The organism is Nocardioides bizhenqiangii, assembly GCF_034661235.1.
GTDB lineage: Bacteria > Actinomycetota > Actinomycetes > Propionibacteriales > Nocardioidaceae > Nocardioides > Nocardioides bizhenqiangii.
Genome location: NZ_CP141059.1, coordinates 1,143,320 through 1,159,844, shown reverse-complemented (window position 1 = coordinate 1,159,844; position 16,525 = coordinate 1,143,320). Strand labels below are relative to the sequence as shown.

Annotated in this window: 14 protein-coding genes and 1 tRNA gene; 6 read left to right on the top strand and 9 right to left on the bottom strand. The window is 71.8% G+C overall.

From position 1 onward, the window contains the following. Positions 1 to 57: 57 nt before the first annotated feature. Positions 58 to 1,005 (bottom strand): pirin family protein, encoded by a 948-nt coding sequence (locus SHK19_RS05795; protein ID WP_322938088.1) that lies wholly within the window; start codon positions 1,003 to 1,005, stop codon positions 58 to 60. Positions 1,006 to 1,102: 97 nt separating this feature from the next. Here SHK19_RS05795 and SHK19_RS05790 point away from each other — a divergent pair, with 97 nt between their 5' ends. Both SHK19_RS05790 and SHK19_RS05785 read left to right on the top strand, forming a co-directional pair. After that, complete coding sequence (locus SHK19_RS05790; RefSeq protein ID WP_322938087.1) at positions 1,103 to 2,671, top strand: phytoene desaturase family protein; 1,569 nt, start codon at positions 1,103 to 1,105, stop codon at positions 2,669 to 2,671. A 100-nt stretch (positions 2,672 to 2,771) separates the two neighbouring features. After that, a tRNA-Lys gene (locus tag SHK19_RS05785) sits at positions 2,772 to 2,844 on the top strand. A gap of 180 nt (positions 2,845 to 3,024) precedes the next feature. On the opposite strand, the gene SHK19_RS05780 is transcribed toward SHK19_RS05785, so the two are convergent. Further along, positions 3,025 to 3,738, bottom strand: coding sequence for a hypothetical protein (locus tag SHK19_RS05780; protein WP_322458277.1), 714 nt, complete (start codon positions 3,736 to 3,738; stop codon positions 3,025 to 3,027). 143 nt (positions 3,739 to 3,881) lie between these two features. Between SHK19_RS05780 and SHK19_RS05775 the strand changes: the two genes are divergently transcribed. Beyond that, positions 3,882 to 6,548, top strand: coding sequence for a DEAD/DEAH box helicase (locus tag SHK19_RS05775; protein ID WP_322938086.1), 2,667 nt, complete (start codon positions 3,882 to 3,884; stop codon positions 6,546 to 6,548). Positions 6,549 to 6,621: 73 nt separating this feature from the next. Next, positions 6,622 to 7,917, top strand: a complete 1,296-nt coding sequence (locus SHK19_RS05770) for a DUF2786 domain-containing protein (RefSeq protein ID WP_322458275.1) — start codon at positions 6,622 to 6,624, stop codon at positions 7,915 to 7,917. 6 nt (positions 7,918 to 7,923) lie between these two features. On the opposite strand, the gene SHK19_RS05765 is transcribed toward SHK19_RS05770, so the two are convergent. The 7 genes from SHK19_RS05765 to SHK19_RS05735 form a co-directional block, all read right to left on the bottom strand. Next, complete coding sequence (locus SHK19_RS05765) at positions 7,924 to 8,343, bottom strand: limonene-1,2-epoxide hydrolase family protein (RefSeq protein WP_322458274.1); 420 nt, start codon at positions 8,341 to 8,343, stop codon at positions 7,924 to 7,926. Next, positions 8,340 to 9,353, bottom strand: coding sequence for a helix-turn-helix transcriptional regulator (locus SHK19_RS05760; protein WP_322458273.1), 1,014 nt, complete (start codon positions 9,351 to 9,353; stop codon positions 8,340 to 8,342). Before SHK19_RS05760 ends, SHK19_RS05765 begins: the two co-directional genes overlap by 4 nt. Before the next feature lie 2 nt (positions 9,354 to 9,355). Next, positions 9,356 to 10,294, bottom strand: coding sequence for a helix-turn-helix transcriptional regulator (locus tag SHK19_RS05755; RefSeq protein ID WP_322938085.1), 939 nt, complete (start codon positions 10,292 to 10,294; stop codon positions 9,356 to 9,358). Positions 10,295 to 10,443: 149 nt separating this feature from the next. Next, positions 10,444 to 12,858: a penicillin acylase family protein gene (locus tag SHK19_RS05750; protein WP_322938084.1), complete on the bottom strand. Its 2,415-nt coding sequence runs from the start codon at positions 12,856 to 12,858 to the stop codon at positions 10,444 to 10,446. Between the two features lie 48 nt (positions 12,859 to 12,906). Next, on the bottom strand, positions 12,907 to 13,239 hold the full coding sequence (locus tag SHK19_RS05745; RefSeq protein ID WP_322458270.1) for a GroES family chaperonin: 333 nt from the start codon (positions 13,237 to 13,239) through the stop codon (positions 12,907 to 12,909). A 7-nt stretch (positions 13,240 to 13,246) separates the two neighbouring features. After that, positions 13,247 to 13,495, bottom strand: coding sequence for a DUF3618 domain-containing protein (locus SHK19_RS05740; RefSeq protein ID WP_322458269.1), 249 nt, complete (start codon positions 13,493 to 13,495; stop codon positions 13,247 to 13,249). After that, on the bottom strand, positions 13,492 to 14,610 hold the full coding sequence (locus SHK19_RS05735) for a Nickel transporter NicT (RefSeq protein WP_322938083.1): 1,119 nt from the start codon (positions 14,608 to 14,610) through the stop codon (positions 13,492 to 13,494). Before SHK19_RS05735 ends, SHK19_RS05740 begins: the two co-directional genes overlap by 4 nt. 63 nt (positions 14,611 to 14,673) lie before the next feature. Between SHK19_RS05735 and bcp the strand changes: the two genes are divergently transcribed. Then, positions 14,674 to 15,156 (top strand): thioredoxin-dependent thiol peroxidase, encoded by a 483-nt coding sequence (bcp, locus tag SHK19_RS05730; RefSeq protein WP_322938082.1) that lies wholly within the window; start codon positions 14,674 to 14,676, stop codon positions 15,154 to 15,156. A 27-nt stretch (positions 15,157 to 15,183) separates the two neighbouring features. Continuing rightward, positions 15,184 to 16,476, top strand: coding sequence for a hypothetical protein (locus SHK19_RS05725; protein WP_322938081.1), 1,293 nt, complete (start codon positions 15,184 to 15,186; stop codon positions 16,474 to 16,476). Positions 16,477 to 16,525 lie beyond the last annotated feature (49 nt).

Here is a 16,525-nt window from a genome sequence, read left to right as displayed (position 1 = left end):
CGGTGGTTTCGAGGCTCGGCCGCGGGCGGCCTCGCACCTCAACCAGCGGCGACGATCTCACGCTGGAATGTGTCCGAACCGGCCCTTCTGGAAGTCGGTGTAGGCGTCCAGCACCTCGGACTTGGTGTTCATCACGAAGGGACCGGCCCACGCGATCGGCTCCTTGATCGGCCGGCCGCCGACGACGATGACGTCGAGCTGCGGCGATCGGCCTTCCTGGGTGCGGTCGGCGGTGACGGTCAGATAGTCACCGGAGCCGAGCACCGCCGACTGACCCATCCGGATCGGTCGGCCCTCCACGCCCACCGTCCCGCGTCCGTTGAGGACGTAGACGAGGGCGTTGTAGTCGGCGGCCCACGGCAGGTCGAGCCGCGCGCCGGGCTCGATGGTCGCGTGCACGAGCGACATCGGGGTGAAGGTCGAGCCGGGACCGGCGTGGCCGTCGACCGAGCCGGCGATCACGCGCACCAGGGCGCCGGCGTCGGGTGTGGTCAGCAGCGCGACCTGGCCGGAGCGGATGTCCTGGTAGCGGGGGTCGTTCATCTTGGCGTCGCGCGGCAGGTTGACCCAGAGCTGGATGCCGTGGAAGAGGCCGCCCTTCTCGACCAGCCACTCCGGCGGCGCCTCGATGTGCAGCAAGCCGCTGCCGGCGGTCATCCACTGGGTGTCGCCGTCGGTGATGCTGCCGCCGCCGCCGTGGGAGTCGTGGTGGTCGAAGACGCCGTCGATGATGTAGGTGACGGTCTCGAAGCCGCGGTGCGGGTGCCAGGGCGTGCCCTTCGGCTCGCCCGGCGCGTAGTCCACCTCGCCCATCTGGTCCATCATGACGAACGGGTCCAGCTGGCGGAGGTCGATGCCGGCGAACGCACGCCGTACGGGGAAGCCCTCGCCCTCGTAGCCCTCCGGCGCGGTGGTGACCTGCCAGACCGGCCGCGGCTGGTCGCCCAGCCCGGGCTTCGTGACCCGATCGAGCACGGTGAGGTCGTCGACGGTGATCGCGGGCATCTCGCCCACCTCCAGGGGGTTCGGCAGTGGTAGTTGCCAAGTCAACTATATCCCTCCCTGGCGCATTCCCGGGACGACCGACCGATAGTGTCGGCAAGTGACTTCCCGTACCAGGTACGACGTCGCGATCGTCGGCGGCGGACACAACGGCCTCACCGCCGCGGCCTACCTCGCGAAGGCAGGGTTGTCGGTCGTCGTTCTCGAGCGCCTCGGCCATGTCGGCGGCGCCGCGGTCAGCGGCGAGGCGTTCCCCGGTCGCCCGACCCGGCTCTCCCGCTACTCCGAACTGGTCTCGCTGATGCCCGACCAGGTCGTGCGCGAGCTCGGTCTGGACATCGAGCTGGTCTCGCGCCAGACGGCGTCCTACACACCCGTGGTCCGCGACGGCAAGCCCGGCGGGCTCCTCATCGAGCGGATCGAGGGCGACGCGACGCGGGAGTCGTTCCGGCAGCTCACCGGCACCGACGACGAGTACGACGCTTGGCGGGCGTTCTACACCGAGGTGGCCCGTCTCGGCTGGGCGGTGGCGCCGACGCTGCTCCAGCCGCTGCCCCGCGCGAGCAGGATCCGCTCCCAGGTCCCCGCGACCATCTGGGACGAGATCGTCGACTCCCCGCTGGGCGAGACGATCGAGCGTCGGTTCTCCGACGACACCGTGCGCGGCGTGGTCGCCACCGATGCCCTGATCGGCACGTTCGCCTCGCTGCACGACCCCTCGCTGGTCCAGAACCGATGCTTCCTCTACCACCTGATCGGCAACGGCACGGGCGACTGGCGGGTGCCGGTCGGCGGCGTGGGTGCGGTGACGGAGGCGCTGACGAAGGCGGCCGCGGACGCCGGCGCCGAGATCGTCACCGGCGCCGGGGTGAGCGCGATCCGGCCCGGCGACGGAGTCACCGACGTCCGCTGGCACGACGGCCACGTCGAGCACGGGTTGCAGGCGGGCGTCGTCCTCGCCAACGTCGCGCCGTGGGTGCTCGGGCTGCTCCTCGGCGAGCCGCACGACGAGACCACGAAGCCGCAGGGCGCGCAGCTCAAGGTCAACTTCCTGCTCGACCGGCTGCCACGGCTCAAGTCGGGTGTTGACCCCGAGGTCGCCTTCGCGGGCACGCTGCACCTCTCCGAGGGCTACGGCGAGCTGTTGGCGGCCTACGGAGCGGCGGTCTCCGGCCGACTGCCGGACCCGTTGCCGGGCGAGGTCTACTGCCACTCGCTGACCGACCCCAGCATCCTCGGCGACGTGCCCGGCGGCATGCACACCCTGACCTACTTCGGGCTCCACACCCCGCCCGCGCTCTTCGAGGCGGACCCCGAGGGCACCAAGGCGGAGGCGGTACGCCGCGCGATCGCCTCTCTCGACGCCCACCTCGTCGAGCCCATCGAGACCTGCGTCGCGCGGGACGCGAACGGCGACCCGTGCATCGAGGCGAAGATCCCCCAGGACATCGAGCGCGACCTGGCGATGCCCGGCGGCCACATCTTCCACGGCGACCTCGAGTGGCCGTGGGCCCCCGACCGGGCGCGGCTCGAGACGCCGGCGGAGCGGTGGGGCGTGCAGACGAGCTACGGCTCCGTGCTCCTCTGCGGCTCGGGCGCGCGCCGCGGTGGTGCCGTCTCCGGCATCGGCGGGCACAACGCCGCACAGGCCGTTCTCGAGTCGCGGTGACTTCCGGCCTCACCCCGGCTGTCGGCATGGTCGTCAGGGTGGTTTCCGATTTTTCCGCGGCCCTCGCCCGCTGGTAACGTTTGCCGTCGCTTCACCGCCAGCACCCCTAGCTCAATTGGCAGAGCAGCTGACTCTTAATCAGCGGGTTCTCGGTTCGAGTCCGAGGGGGTGTACAGATCGAGAGCCCGGGTGTCCACCACCCGGGCTCTCGCGTTCTCTGGTCGGGTAAGTCCAGGCAAAATCTTCGCCGATCGCCGACAACCCGGCGACAACCAGCGGCCCGGGGTGCATAATTCCTGCAACGCCCGCAGGTGACCCGAGACACTTGCGGGCGTCTTACATTTTTCTGGCCGTCAGCCGGCGACGGCCGTCGCGCCCACGAACGCGACCCGCGGCGTGGGACCGTCGAACCCGAACGGCCAGAGCTCCTCGGGCATCGGCAGCACCCGACCCCGGGTGAGGGTGATGGTGCGGCCGTACCCCACCCGGAACAGTCGCCGGTCACCGGCCGCGACCATCCAGAGGTACGGCGCGCGGGTGCTCCACAGCTGGTAGGCGAGGCGTTGCGCCTCCCTGCCCGGGACGTCCCGCACCGACCGCGCATCCTCGCCGTCGAAGGTCGGCACCAGCGCCTCGAGCTTCGCGAGCTCCAGCGGCTCCGCGCGCGCGACGCCGAGCAGGAGCACCTGCCCGTCGTCGTTCACCGCCGCGAGATCGAGCCCCAGCTCGGTTGCGGGCGTCTCGAACCGCACCGCGGCCTCCGGATACCCCGCCCGGAGCAGCTCGACGTACGCCGCCAGCTGCGGCAGCGACTCCCACCGCGCTCGTGGCGGTTCGCCGGCGACCAGCCAGGCGGCTCCCTGGAGCGGGTCGAGGGTCCGGACCCGGCTGGAGGACTCCAGCGCCAGCAGCCCCGCGCCGAACCCTTCCTCGACCGTCCGCGCCTCGGCCTCGACCAGCCTGACCGCGCGATCGCGAGCACTGATCTCCACCAGCTCGCGCCCCATCCGCACCGCGCACCCGCGCAGCCGCGTGAGATACGCCTCTCCCCAGCTCCCCACAACCATGCCTTCCCCCTCCGTGACTTGCCGAGAACCTAGCGCCTCCGGGGTGCCCGCGGCAGTGGCCGGAACGGAGGTCGAACCGGAAGATCTCGCCTTAGTCCGAAGGAACCAGGACCGTGCCCCACGCGTCCCGGTACGGTTCCGGCGTGCCGCGGCACTTGGACAAGCAGGAGCGACGCGAGACCCGCGACGCCGCCCGAGCGGTGGCAGCGTGGATCTCCCAGGCGCGCCGGGTGCAGGAGCGGCAGGCCGCGACCCACGAGGACGTACGCCGCCGGCTCGCGGAGCTCGCCTCGGCCGCAGTCCCGGTCGCGCGCGCGAGCGAGGTGGCGTGGCGGGTGCTGCTCCTGTCCAAGGACGACGCAGAGTCGCTGCTCCGCGCGCTGGTGGCCCGAGCGGACCTCCCGCAGCCAGCTCCGCAGGAGGCCACCGCGCTGACGCAGCTCACTGATCGCGCACCGGCCGCGGTGGACGCGGCGCGGACGCTCTCCCCGGTCCGGTGGATGTTCGCGTCCCGCAGGCGCCGCGAGCAGATCGTCCCGCACGCGAGCTACCTGCGCGAGCTCTTCGCGTGGGGGCTGCAGGCCGGGATCACCGAGGTCCTCGACCGGCTGGCGAAGCCGACCGGGGAGCTCGACCCGGCGCAGCTGTCGGCCGACGATCTCCTCGACCCGCGGCTGGGCCTCGCGGCCGCGACCGGCGCGACGGCTCCGCCCAGCCTCTTGGACGCCACTCGCTTCGGCGAGCTGCCCCGTGCGATGGCCGACCTCCGGGCGGCGGCGGAGGAGGAGCGCAGCGCCCGGGACGCCGTCGTCAGGGCGGTCGCCGCGTACCGGAGTCCGGCCGTGCACGCGGCGCTCGCGAGGATGCCGCTGGAGACGCTCAAGGAGGCCACGACGGGGTCGCTGCGCCTGACGCCGCTGCTCACGGCCGGCATCACCTCGGTGCAGGAGGTGCTCGACCGGCGGCGCGAGCTGCACCTGCTGCCGGGCATCGGAAGCGGCTTCCGCGACAACCTCGTCGCCGCGGCCGAGACGCTGGCGCAGATCACCGCCGACGAACAGCCGGTCCGGCTCGCAGGGACACTCGACCCCGTCTCCGAGGCGGCGGTCCTCGCGCTCGCTGCCTGGGACGGCGTGCGTCGCACCCGCGGCGCAGGCAGCGACCTCGCCGTCGCCGACGACCTCCGCCCGCTCGCCGCGGTGCTCGACGACCGCGTCCACCGGCTGCTGGTGCTGCCCGTGCGCAACGTGCCCGCAACCGGGGTCGCGGACGCGATCGTCACGGTGGTGCGACGGGCCGACGTCGTGACCGCGACCTCGGCCCGCGGCGTGCCGTCCGACGCCCGGGCCGACTTCGCCTCCCGGCCGGCGGACTACTACGCGATGCTGGGAGAGCTCGGCTACCTGACCGAGGACGAGGAGGCGAGCCACGGCGAGCTCCCCGCCGGCCTGGTCGAGTCGGTGCGCGAGCAGGCGCTGCGCACCGAGGCGCTGACCGTGGCGCTGCGCGGCTACCAGAGCTTCGGCGCGCGGTTCGCGCTGGTGCAGCGCAAGGTGATCCTCGGCGACGAGATGGGGCTCGGCAAGACGATCGAGGCGCTCGCGGTGCTCGCGCACCTGTGGGCGACCGGTGCCACGCACTTCCTCGTCGTCTGCCCGCCCGGCGTGCTCGTGAACTGGCTGCGCGAGATCGCGGCGCGGTCGACCCTGGACGCGCACCGCATCCACGGGCCCGAGTGGCAGGACGCCGCTGCCGCGTGGGTGTCCGGCGGCGGGATCGCGGTGACGACGTACGACACCACCTGGATGGAGTCCGGTGCCTGGGCCCGCGGACCCACCATCGCGTGCGTGGTGGTCGACGAGGCGCAGTACGTGAAGAACCCCGAGGCACAGCGGTCGCGGCGTACGGCGGCGCTGGTCGCCGGTGTCGAGCGCGCCATCCTGCTCACCGGCACCCCGATGCAGAACCACGTCGGCGAGTTCCGGACGCTGATCTCCTACCTGCAGCCCGGACTGGTGGCCGGGAAGGAGGAGCTCGCGCCGCGGCTCTTCCGGCGGGCGGTCGCTCCGGCGTACCTCCGCCGCAACCAGGAGGACGTCCTTGCCGAGCTGCCCGGCCTGGTGGAGGTCGAGGAGTGGCTGCCCCTCGGTCCCGAGGACGTCGCGACCTACCGGGAAGCCGTCGCCGCCGGGAACCTGATGCGGATGCGCCGCGCGGCGATGATGCACGGACTCGACTCCCCGAAGGTCGACCGGCTCGTCGAGATCGTCGAGGAGGCCGAGGACAACGGCCGCCGGGTGATCGTCTACTCGTTCTTCAACGACGTGCTCGCGGAGGTGCACAAGGTGCTCAGCGGCCCGGTCTTCGGCCCGCTGGACGGCTCGGTCGCGGCGGGTGCGCGGCAGCGCCTGGTGGACGAGTTCTCCGCGGCCGAGGGCGGTGCCGCGCTGCTGGCGCAGGTCACCACGGGCGGCGTCGGGCTGAACATCCAGTCGGCCTCGGTCGTCGTCCTGTGCGAGCCGCAGCTCAACCCAGCGCTCGAGGCGCAGGCCGTGGCCCGCGCCCACCGGATGGGGCAGCTGCAGTCGGTGCAGGTCCACCGGCTGCTGTCCGAGGACGCGGTCGACGAGCGGATCCACGAGCTGCTCGCGCACAAACGCCAGCTGTTCGAGGAGTACGCCGGCACCAGCGCCACGGCAGACGCCGCCCCCGAGGCGACCGACGCCGAGATCGCCCGCCAGGTCCTGGCCGCGGAGCGGGAGCGGCTGCTCTACGAGCCTCCCGCGGCGCCCGCCCCCGACGACGCCTGAGCGACACGCCCTGTCCACAGGCGGCCAGCGCGGCTCTCCCAGGAGTGTCGGGGTCGTCGGGCAGACTCGGACCATGACCGCCAGGAGCAGAGACCCCGACCAGCGCGCGGTCTACGCCGCTGAGGACCGGCTGGCGGCGTGGCTCGACTCCACGACGCCGGAGCGGCCGACGGTGACGGTCGACGGACAGACCTACGAGCCGGGGCCCGACCTGAGGTTCACCGAGCCCGCCGCAGCGACGGCCTACGTCGACGCAGTCCTCGAGCGTCTGCGCGAAGCCGGCAAGGACTACGAGGGCCGCGAGCTCGAACAGGTCACCGTGCGGCCCCGTGCAGGAGCCCGGATGGCGGTCTACGAGCCGTCGACGCGGACGATCGCGCTGCCCCCGTTCGAGGTCGGCGGGCGCTGGGCGCTGCGCGCGACCGTCGTCCTGCACGAGCTGACCCACCACCTCTCCGGCGAGCAGGCGCACAGTCCGCTGTGGCGCGCGACGTTCCTCCGGTTGCTGGAGGACGCCGGTCTCCCCGTCACCGCCCAGCTGATGCAGCTTGCCTACGCCGCCGAGGGACTGGAGCAGGTGACGCACTCGATCGACGACGGCACCCTCGCCCGGCTGGCCAAGCTGCTGCGCCAAGCCGAGCGGGCGACCAACGAGCACGAGCGCGCGGCCTACCTGTCGAAGGCGCAGGCGCTCGCCACCCGCCACTCCGTCGCGCTGGCCGTGGCCCGCGCCCACACGGCGAAGGAGGAGGGCCGCGAGCAGCCGGTCGCCGAGAACTACCGGATCGGCGCGCGCGGCAAGCGGGGTCTCGCCCGTTACGTCCGGCTGCTGCTCAACGTCGCCCACGCCAACGACATCCGCTGCACGATCAGCCACGACTCGACCGCCGTCACGCTGCACGGCTTCCCGTCCGACATCGCGGTGACCAAGGCGATGTACGAGTCGCTCCTGGTCCAGATGGTCGCCGACTGCGAGCGCCACCTCGCCTCGGGCGCGCGCGACGAGCGGACGGTCTGGGACTCGTCGCGCCGACGCTACGTCGCCCGTCCGGTCGCCACCATCACCGCTCGCCTTGCCTTCTACGAGGCGTACGCGTGGCGGATCGGCGAGCGGCTCGACGAGGTCCGCGAGGCCGTCGTCCGCGTCGAGCACGACCAGTCGAGCGAGACCGCTCTCGCCCTGCGCCAGAAGGAGCTCGACGTCCACGACTTCTTCGCCGAGGCGCTGCGCCGCAACAACATCCGCGGCACCTGGGCGGCCGACCGCCGCACCAAGGTCAACGACGCCCCGCGCGCCGCGGAGGAGGGCCTCCGCGCTGCCGACCGCGCCCGGCTCAGCGACGACAAGGCGCTGGGCGAAGCAGGCTGAGGCCGCTCAGCGACCGCGGCCCATCCGCAGCACGCCGCGAACCACCCCGCCGAGGACGTTGCCCCAGCTGAAGTGGTCGTGCCAGAGCACGATCCGGTCGTTCTCGAGCTGGAAGGTGCCGCACACCCAGAAGTCGATCTCCAGCGGTCCGAGGCGCAGGTAGTCGGTGCGCTCGGTCAGCACCACGTTGCCGGAGGCGGCCACGTGGTGGAAGTCGGCCCGGACGCCCATCCAGTCGCGATCGAGACCGCGCAGGATCCGGCCCACCAGCTTGCCGCGCACCGTCGGCAGCGAGCTGTTGCGCCAGACGATCTTGTCGTCGGCCAGCGCCAGTGCCTGCTTCACCGAGCGGTCCTCGAGCGCAGCGAAGAACGCCTGCACGGTCGTGGCGGGATCGGCGGTGACGTAATGGGACGGAGCGGTCATGCCTCGAGAATAGGCCGGGTCCCGTGGTGCACCAGCAGCTCCTCGGCCAGCACCGCGCCGGCGTTCGCGAGGTCCGGCGGGTCGATGACGAACGCGCCCGATCCGGCGGCGAGCAGCAGCATCCCCACTCGATCGGCCAGCGGCGGCAGCAGGGCGAGCTGGACCTCGGCGTCGTCCTCGTCCGCGCGCAGGACGGTGACGGTCTCGGCGTACATGTCCGCGGCCCAGCGGGACCCGTGCGGCAGCACCATCCGCACCGGGGTCGTGGCGCGCTGCGCGTCGAGCATGGTGGGCAGTCCCTCCGGCAGCTCGAAGGTCTGCTCGAGGTTCTCCACGTCGCGGATGCCCGACAGCAGGTAGGTCCGCAGCTGGCCGGCCGAGTCGGGCGGGCCGGCGTCGACCTCCCACCCCCGCCGCGTCTGCACCAGGCGGTAGGGGTGGATCACCCGGGTCGAGACGCCGTGCTGCCAGGTGCGGGAGTAGACGATCTTGACGGCACGCCGGTGGCGCTGGGCCTCCTGGAGGGGGCGCAGCGGCTCGTTCCAGGCCGGCAGCTCGGGCTGCCCGCCCGGAGTGCCGACCATGGTCTCGGTGAGGACGTCGATCGCGGCGGCCAGGTCCTCGTCGGGCTCGACGTCGTGCAGCGCGACCGCCGCGGTGTGGACCAGCGCGAGCTCGGAGGCGTCGACGTACTCGACGCCGAGCTCCTCGGTCGGACGGTCGTTGACGGCGCGGACGACCTCCGCGTCGCGGGGGTCGATGTCGCCGTCGCCGTCGGGACCCAGGAACTCGAGGACGGGCGGCCGCCACAGCCCGAGCATCCGGTCGTTCTCGAGCGGGTCGGCGGTGTAGAACGCCAGCAGGTCCTCGCGCAGCTCCTCCGCGGGGATCTCGACCTCGTCGGCCAGCGTGGCCAGCGGCACCCCGTCGGGATGGGCGAGCAGCATCTCGAACACCGCCGGCAGGCGTCCGAACCGGGCGGCGTACCGGGGGGTGTCCTTGCCCGCCACTGTCAGTCGCCTCCCTTCAGCTCGTACAGCTCGGCGAGCAGCTCGCTCCGTACGTCCTCCGGCCCGACGAGGACGACCCGCCGGCCGAGCTCGTAGAGCCGCGCGCGGAGCGCCGCCCGGTGCGTGACGACGTAGCGCATCGTCACCTGCCCCGGGGTCCCCGAGCCTGTCGAAGGGTCGGTCTCCTCGGCGGCCGGGTCACCGAGCCAGCGTCGTACGTCGGGCTGGTGCTCGGTCGTCGTCTGCAGCGTCACCTCGACGGGCGGGTCGATCTCCCAGCTCATCGGGTGCAGGCCGCGGTGGCGGGCAGCGCGGACCGGCCGGGCGGACCGCGGCGGGTCGGCGGCCACGTCGCTCATCCGCGCGACGACGAAAGCCTTGACCGGCGCGTCGTCGCCAGAGGGGCCGTCACTGCCTTCCTCCTGCCCGCGGAGGTACCAGGTGCCGTTCTGGGACCGCACCGACTCCGGGTGCACCACCCGTGGCGTGCCCTTGTAGGTGAATCGCAGCAGGCTTCCCATCCGCACCGCCTGGAGCACGGTGGCGAGGAGGGCGTCGTGGCCGGTGGTGGGGACACCGGCCACGACGCCGGCTTCGTGGGGCGAGCCCCCAGGGTCGACGGAGTCGCCCAGTCCGAGACGGTCGATCAGGTCGTTGCGGTCGGCAAGGAGCACGGCGCGCTGGAGCGCCCGCTGCTGGGGCGGAGTCAGCCGGACCCGGAGCCGGTTGTCGACGGTGCGCATCCGGTAGCGGGCGGGCTCGCCCGGCCCGGCGATGTTGTCGATCTGCCAGCCCTGGTCGGTCAGGGAGCGGATGTCGCGCTTGAGCTGGTCCATCGGACGCTCACCCTCGAACCCGGCGATCTCGGCGAGCCGCTCACCGGTCTCGCCGACCGTGCCGCGCTCGCGGAGGGTCGCCGCGATCCGGACCAACCGCTCCATCGGAGCACGCTGGTCGCGGCCCGGTGTCCCCTTTGCCCCAGCCACGGCCTTTCCTCCCCTGGTGGGCGCCTGTGCGACCACCAGTTTCTCGCGCCGGGGGCGCGAACGCCTGCGAATCGCCCTAAATCAACAGGCGCGTTCGCCGAGGACTACGGCCCGGTCAGATCGATCGTGTCCACCAGCTGCTGCTGGATCTGATCGGGCGTCCAGGCGAAGGACACCCACCTCTCTTGCGAGAAGAGCCGGGTCTGGTCCGACGACCAGGGCGACGCCGGGTCCTCGTACTGGCTGTAGGTGAGGATGGTCCGCGGCTGGACCGTCCCGTCAGCCAGGAACGAGACCGCCTGGATGTGGGACGAGCCGTAGGTGATCGGCTTGTACCGGTCGACGTTGGCGAACGGGTCACGCGAGCCGAGCGCATTGGCGTTGCCGGCCAGGTCACCGTCGCCGCCTCCGAGCGGGAGGGGCGGGGCGCCTCGGTCGCCGGCGACCTGCAACGTCCCCCACGGGGCGTCGAAGGGGACGCCGTCGTCCCGCACGTACTGGATCGCAGCCGCCATCGCGTCGACGACCGCCTTCGTCGTCTTGAGCCCGCGCGGGGTGTTGACCGGGTCGTTCGGGTCGAACGGCACCGTCCACAGCGCGTTGCCGGTGGGCGCGCGCCGCACGAAGGCTTCGAAGATGTGCGTGCCCACGGAGGTCGCGTCCGAGTGGCCGTCCCAGGCCTTCAGCACGGCGCACGCCTCGGTCTCGCCGGTGGCGTCGCACACCTGGTCGAGCCTGCCGCCGTCGCGCATCACCTCTGCCGCCCGCACCCGGTTGTCGTGCTGGTGCGAGCGGAGGGTGAACGGCGTCTCCTTGCCGACCTCGAGCCGGTCGATGACGTACTGCATCACCATCCGGGTCCGCATCGTCCGCACGCACCGCTCACAGCCGATGATCGACGGGTGGCCCTCGAGCCGGACCGTGTCGTTGGGCGTCCAGTAGGAGTCGTTGGCGTTCATCACCCAGTCGCGGCTGAACGCCTCGGGCAGCTTGTCGGGGCCGAGGATGCCCGGCCGCTGAGCATCCGCGTCGGTCCCCCACTTGCACAGCCCGCCGGCGAGAGCGCCGTTGAGGCCGGGTAGACCGGCGACCTGGTCGAGGAGCAACCCGATCGGCGTCATGCAGCGCCGTGCCATCGCGTCGGTCACGTGCGGCACGACGCTGTGGTCGGCGTACACCACGTCGCCGTGCCGGTCGGCCGCGGTCGTGTTGACCCAGGGCATGCCGCCGCCGGCGTCCTGCCTCGCGATCAGGTCGCGGACGCTGGTCGCCTCCCCCATCGACAGGAAGGTGTCGATCGTCCGCAGGTGCTCGGCGTTGGCGTCGCGGATCGCCCAGAAGCTCGTCGGCAGCCAGCCCATGAACATCGCCGGGGCGTCGATGACGTAGCCCTGCGGCACCCGGTAGAGGTCCTCCTCGACCGTCTCGAGGGTGCCGTCGTCCTGGAGCACCTCGACCTCGACCGTCCGGTGCTCGGCCGTCTTGAGCAGCCCGTTGGCCGTGAGGTACGTCGTGCCCGGCACCGGCGTGACGTACTCGTACGGCGTGAAGCGATACGCCGTGGAGACGGTGTGGCTCCACGCGACGTCCTTGTTCCAGCCGATGTTCACGACGGGCGAGCCGATCAGGGAGCCGCCGGCGACGTCGTACTCACCGGGGATGGTGAGGTGCTGCTGGGCGAACTTGTAGCGCCCGGCCCACGGGAAGTGCGGGTTGCCAAGGAGGAGGCCGCGGCCGGTGGAGCTGTCGTCGCCGCCGATGGCGGTCGCGTTGGACCCGAAGTCGCTGTCCTGGCCGAGCGCGGCCAGCAGCGCGTCCCGGTCCACGGTCTTGGCGTAGTCGCGCGCCTCCGCGTTGGTCGCCGGCAGCCCGAGGTCCGGCAGGCCGGGGTCGTCGAGGGTCGCCGGGTCGGCGCCGACGATCTCCTTGAGGAACACACCCGAGGACGCCAGCAGGTTGGCCATGTAGACGCCGTACCAGAGGTCGAGCGGCGTCGCCGTCGGCGTGATCCACGCGTCACCCGCGCAGGCCGGGTCGGTGATCGTGTTGTCGCGGATCCACCGGTTGATGCCGGCCACGTAGCCGCGCACCATCTGCTTCGCCCGCGACGTCGGTCCGGCCGGCGACGCGAGCAGGTCCTCCACGACGTGGCGGTTGTGCAGGTCGGTCACGAACGCGTCGACCTCGAGGTTGGTCGCGTCGAGGGTGACCTGGTCGTCGTACCGCGCGTCCGGCCCGAGGTACTTCGAGCGCTCGCCCCGCGCGGTCAACAGGGTGTCGGCCAGGTTGCAGATCGACGACGCGGCCGTCGCGTAGCCGCTGCCGTAGCCGAGCGACGCCCAGTCGTCGGCCACGATGTGCGGGATGCCGTGCCGCGTGATCCGGACGGTCGCGTCGTACGCCGGCGCGGCCTGCTGCGCCTGGTCGGCCGGTTGCGGCGACGGGCCGGCGTCGGCAGGCGTGGTCGCCAGCAGCGGCGCAACGAGCAGGGCAGCAACAGTCAGCGTGACGCGTCTCACAGACGGTGTAACGCGCCGGCCGCCTCCGGGTCACGAGACCTACAAGGGCTACAAGTACAGCCCGGTGGCCTCGTCGGCGAGCCGGCCGGCGGCGACCGCGTGCACGTCCCGCTCGCGCATCACGACGTACAGCTCGCCGGACACCTCGATCTCGGCCTTGTCCTCCGGGTCGTAGAGCACCTTGTCGCCGGCCTCGACCGAGCGGGCGTGCGGCCCCACGGCGACGACCTTCGACCAGGCCAGCCGACGGGCACCCATGGCTGCGGTGGCCGGGATGACGATCCCGCCCGACGAGCGTCGTTCCCCCGCCTCGGTGTCCGACTCGCACAGGATGCGGTCGTGGAGCATCTTGATCGGGGTCTTGTCGGACCCTTGGGTCATCGCTCGGTCATCGGACGATCTTGCGGATGACGACGAACACCGCGATCACGCCCGCGACCGCGCCCGCGGTCTTGAGGATGTTGTCGGTGCGCGGCTGGCCCGTCTCGGCGTCGACGTAGTGCGCCTTCACCTGGGCGATCTCACGACTGATGATCGTCTTGGGGCTCGAGCGGTACAGGAGCTGGTCGATGGTGCCGGCGAGGCGCTCCCGCGCCTCCTCGATCTCACGCTCGATGTCAGACGGCTGCTGGCTCACCGGGGCAGGCTATCAATCCCGACGCCGGCGGCCGCGGCCCGCCGCCTACCGAGGACCTGGAAGGCGCCGACGCTCGCCACCCATGCCACGACGAACACCGCGACCAGCAGGAATCCGACGTAGTTGAGGTCGAGTCCGGCGACCCAGCGCAACGACGCGGGGTCGAACTCCTCGGCGATCAGCTGGAGGAGCACGATCCCGCCGATCGACAGGGCGATCGCGACGGAGAGGGCAGTGACGCTGAAGTTGTAGAAGAGCTTGCGGGCGGGGTCGAGCACCGCCCAGCGGTAGGCCCGGGTCATGAACAGGCCGTCGAGGGTGTCGAAGAGCGTCATCCCAGCGGTGAAGAGGATCGGCAGGACGAGCACGGCGTACCAGGGCAGCGCGTAGGCGGCGGTGCCGCCGGCGAGCACGAGCAGCGCCACCTGGGTGGCCGTGTCGAAGCCCAGCCCCATCAACAGGCCCACCGGGTAGAGGTGCCACGGCTTGGTCACGCGGGAGATGGCGCCCTTGAACAACCGCGCGAAGAACCCGCGGTTGTGGAGGTGGTGGTGCAGCTGGTCCTCGTCGAACGTGCCCGCCTTGAGGTGGCGGTAGACGTGCGCGATGCCCACGAGCGCGCTGATGTTCATCAACCCGATCAGGATGAGGAAGGTGCCGGCCGCCAGCGACCCGACCAGGCCGAGGGACTGCTGCAGGGTCGAGCCGTCGTCCTGGACGGGGTCGGCGAGCGCCCGTACGCCGAGGGCGAGCAGCAGCGACAGCCCGAAGACCACGCTCGAGTGCCCGAGCGCGAACCAGAAGCCGGTGCCGAGCGACCGGGTGCCCTCGCCGACGAGCTTGCGCGTGGTGTTGTCGATGATCGCGATGTGGTCGGCGTCGAACGCGTGGCGGGCCCCGAGGAGGAACGCGGTCAGTCCTACGCCGACGCCGAAGACCCGTGAGTCGCCCAGGCTGAGCTGCTGCGGCGCGACCGCGAGCAGCAGCACACCCCAGCCGAGGACGTTGAGCCCGACCACGGCCGCCACGAGGCCGATCAGCGCGCGACGATCGCCTGCTCTGCCGCCAGCCGGGTGCACCGTCGAGGGTCGCGGGGTGATGTGATGGTGGGGCACCCGCATGATTTTATTGCAAGCGGTTTGCAATAGCGAACCCCGGTCAGAACCAGGAGAACCCGCGTGCCCGAAGACCAGCGTCTCGCCGTCGGCGACGCCGCCCCCGACTTCACCCTCGCCGCCGACACCGGGGGCGAGGTGAACCTCTACGACCTGCTCGAGGAAGGGCGCAAGGTCATCGTCTACTTCTACCCGGCCGCGATGACTCCGGGCTGCACGACGCAGGCCTGCGACTTCACCGACTCGCTCGACGCGCTGCAGGGCGCGGGCTACACCGTGCTCGGCATCTCCAAGGACAGCCCGTCGAAGCTGGCGAAGTTCCGGGAGCGCGACGGGCTCACCCTCACTCTGCTCTCGGACCCCGAACTCGCCGTCCACCACGCGTACGGCACCTTTGGCGAGAAGAAGCTCTACGGCAAGATCGTCGAAGGCGTGATCCGGTCGACGTTCGTGGTGGGTCCTGAGGGCAAGATTGAGGTCGCGCAGTACAACGTGAAGGCGACGGGCCACGTCGCGAAGCTGCGCAGGGAGCTGAGCGTCGCCTGACGGCGGCCTCGCAACGAAGGGACATCGATGGAGCTGCACGAGAGCCTCGCCCAGCTGGCGCGCGAGCACGGCGAGTCGCTCTTCGCCGACGCCGACGCCTTCCGTGGGGCACTCGACGACTACCTCGACGAGGGCAGCGCGTCGACCGGCACGATCAACCTGCTGACCGACGCCGTGAGGCTCGGTGCGCTGCAGGGGATGGTGACCATGCTCGACAGCGGCGCCGGGGTCGAGGACGCGGTCGAGAGCGCCGGCCAGCGGCTCTCGCGCGACCGCGGCAGTGCCGACGTCACCGGGTCCCAGTGGGCGTGCGCCGTGCTCGGCTACGCGCTCGGCAAGGTGCCCGTCAGCCTCGCGACCCGGCTGCGACCCGATGCCTACACCGCCGAGCCCCCGTCCGGCTCGAGCGGCAGCACGGCGGCGCGGCCGGCGGTGTCGCCCGGGCACGTCCCGAGCCAGCCCACCGACGTCGCGGCGCCGCCACAGCAGTCACCCGTGCAGCAGTGGCCGGCGGCGGGCGCACCCGCCGCGTCCGCGCACCAGCCGCCGCCGTCGGCACCGCCGGCCGCGCAGCACCAGTCCGGCGGGCCGTACGGCGGCCCGGCGTCGCCGTACGGCTACACCGCCACGCCGGGCTACGGGACGCCCCCGAAGAAGAAGTCCCCGACCGGCCTGATCATCGGGGCGATCGCCGCCGTCGTCGTGCTCGGCGTGATCGCGGTCATCACCATCGTCGCGCTGTCCGGCGGCGACGACGACCCCTCCGCCGAGGGTGGCGAGACGAGTGAGACGACCAGCGAGACCGGCGGCACCGAGACCGGCGGCACCGAGACCGGCGGCACCACCGCGGTCACGACCGACCCGGCGCTGACGCTCCTGGGCAGCGGCTACACCTACCAGTTCCCGAGCGAGGAGTGGCAGGACCTCACGGCGGACACCCCCGACACCACCGGCACGATCGACACTATCGCCGCGCCCGGTGACGACATCGGCACCGCCCGCGGCAACATCCTGGTCGAGACGTCCTCCGCGTTCGGAGAGACCGACGTCAACAACCTCAAGGACCAGTGGAAGACCGTGCTGCAGAGCTCGACCGGTGGCAATCCCGTCGACCTCGAGCCGAGGACGATCGGCGGCAAGGAAGCCGTGGGCGTCGAGATCAAGTGGACCAACGCCAACGACTTCGACGTCCACCAGATCGCCTACCTGGTGATCTCCGGCGACGAGCAGTACTCCATCACGGCCAGCTTCCGCCAGGGAGACTCGTCCTTCCAGGACACCTACTACTCCATCCTGGACACGTGGGGCTGGGAAGAGTGATATCCGCAGACGAGATCTGCTGAGTTCGGATCAGTCGAGGGTTTGCTTT

What these genes read in the sequence shown, in the direction of transcription:
- SHK19_RS05765 (WP_322458274.1), bottom strand. Translation starts at nt 8,343, where the DNA reads ATGACCGCTCCGTCCCATTACGTCACCGCCGATCCCGCCACGACCGTG.
- SHK19_RS05780 (WP_322458277.1), bottom strand. Translation starts at nt 3,738, where the DNA reads ATGGTTGTGGGGAGCTGGGGAGAGGCGTATCTCACGCGGCTGCGCGGG.
- SHK19_RS05770 (WP_322458275.1), top strand. Translation starts at nt 6,622, where the DNA reads ATGACCGCCAGGAGCAGAGACCCCGACCAGCGCGCGGTCTACGCCGCT.
- SHK19_RS05745 (WP_322458270.1), bottom strand. Translation starts at nt 13,239, where the DNA reads ATGACCCAAGGGTCCGACAAGACCCCGATCAAGATGCTCCACGACCGC.
- SHK19_RS05795 (WP_322938088.1), bottom strand. Translation starts at nt 1,005, where the DNA reads ATGCCCGCGATCACCGTCGACGACCTCACCGTGCTCGATCGGGTCACG.
- SHK19_RS05725 (WP_322938081.1), top strand. Translation starts at nt 15,184, where the DNA reads ATGGAGCTGCACGAGAGCCTCGCCCAGCTGGCGCGCGAGCACGGCGAG.
- SHK19_RS05755 (WP_322938085.1), bottom strand. Translation starts at nt 10,294, where the DNA reads ATGGAGCGGTTGGTCCGGATCGCGGCGACCCTCCGCGAGCGCGGCACG.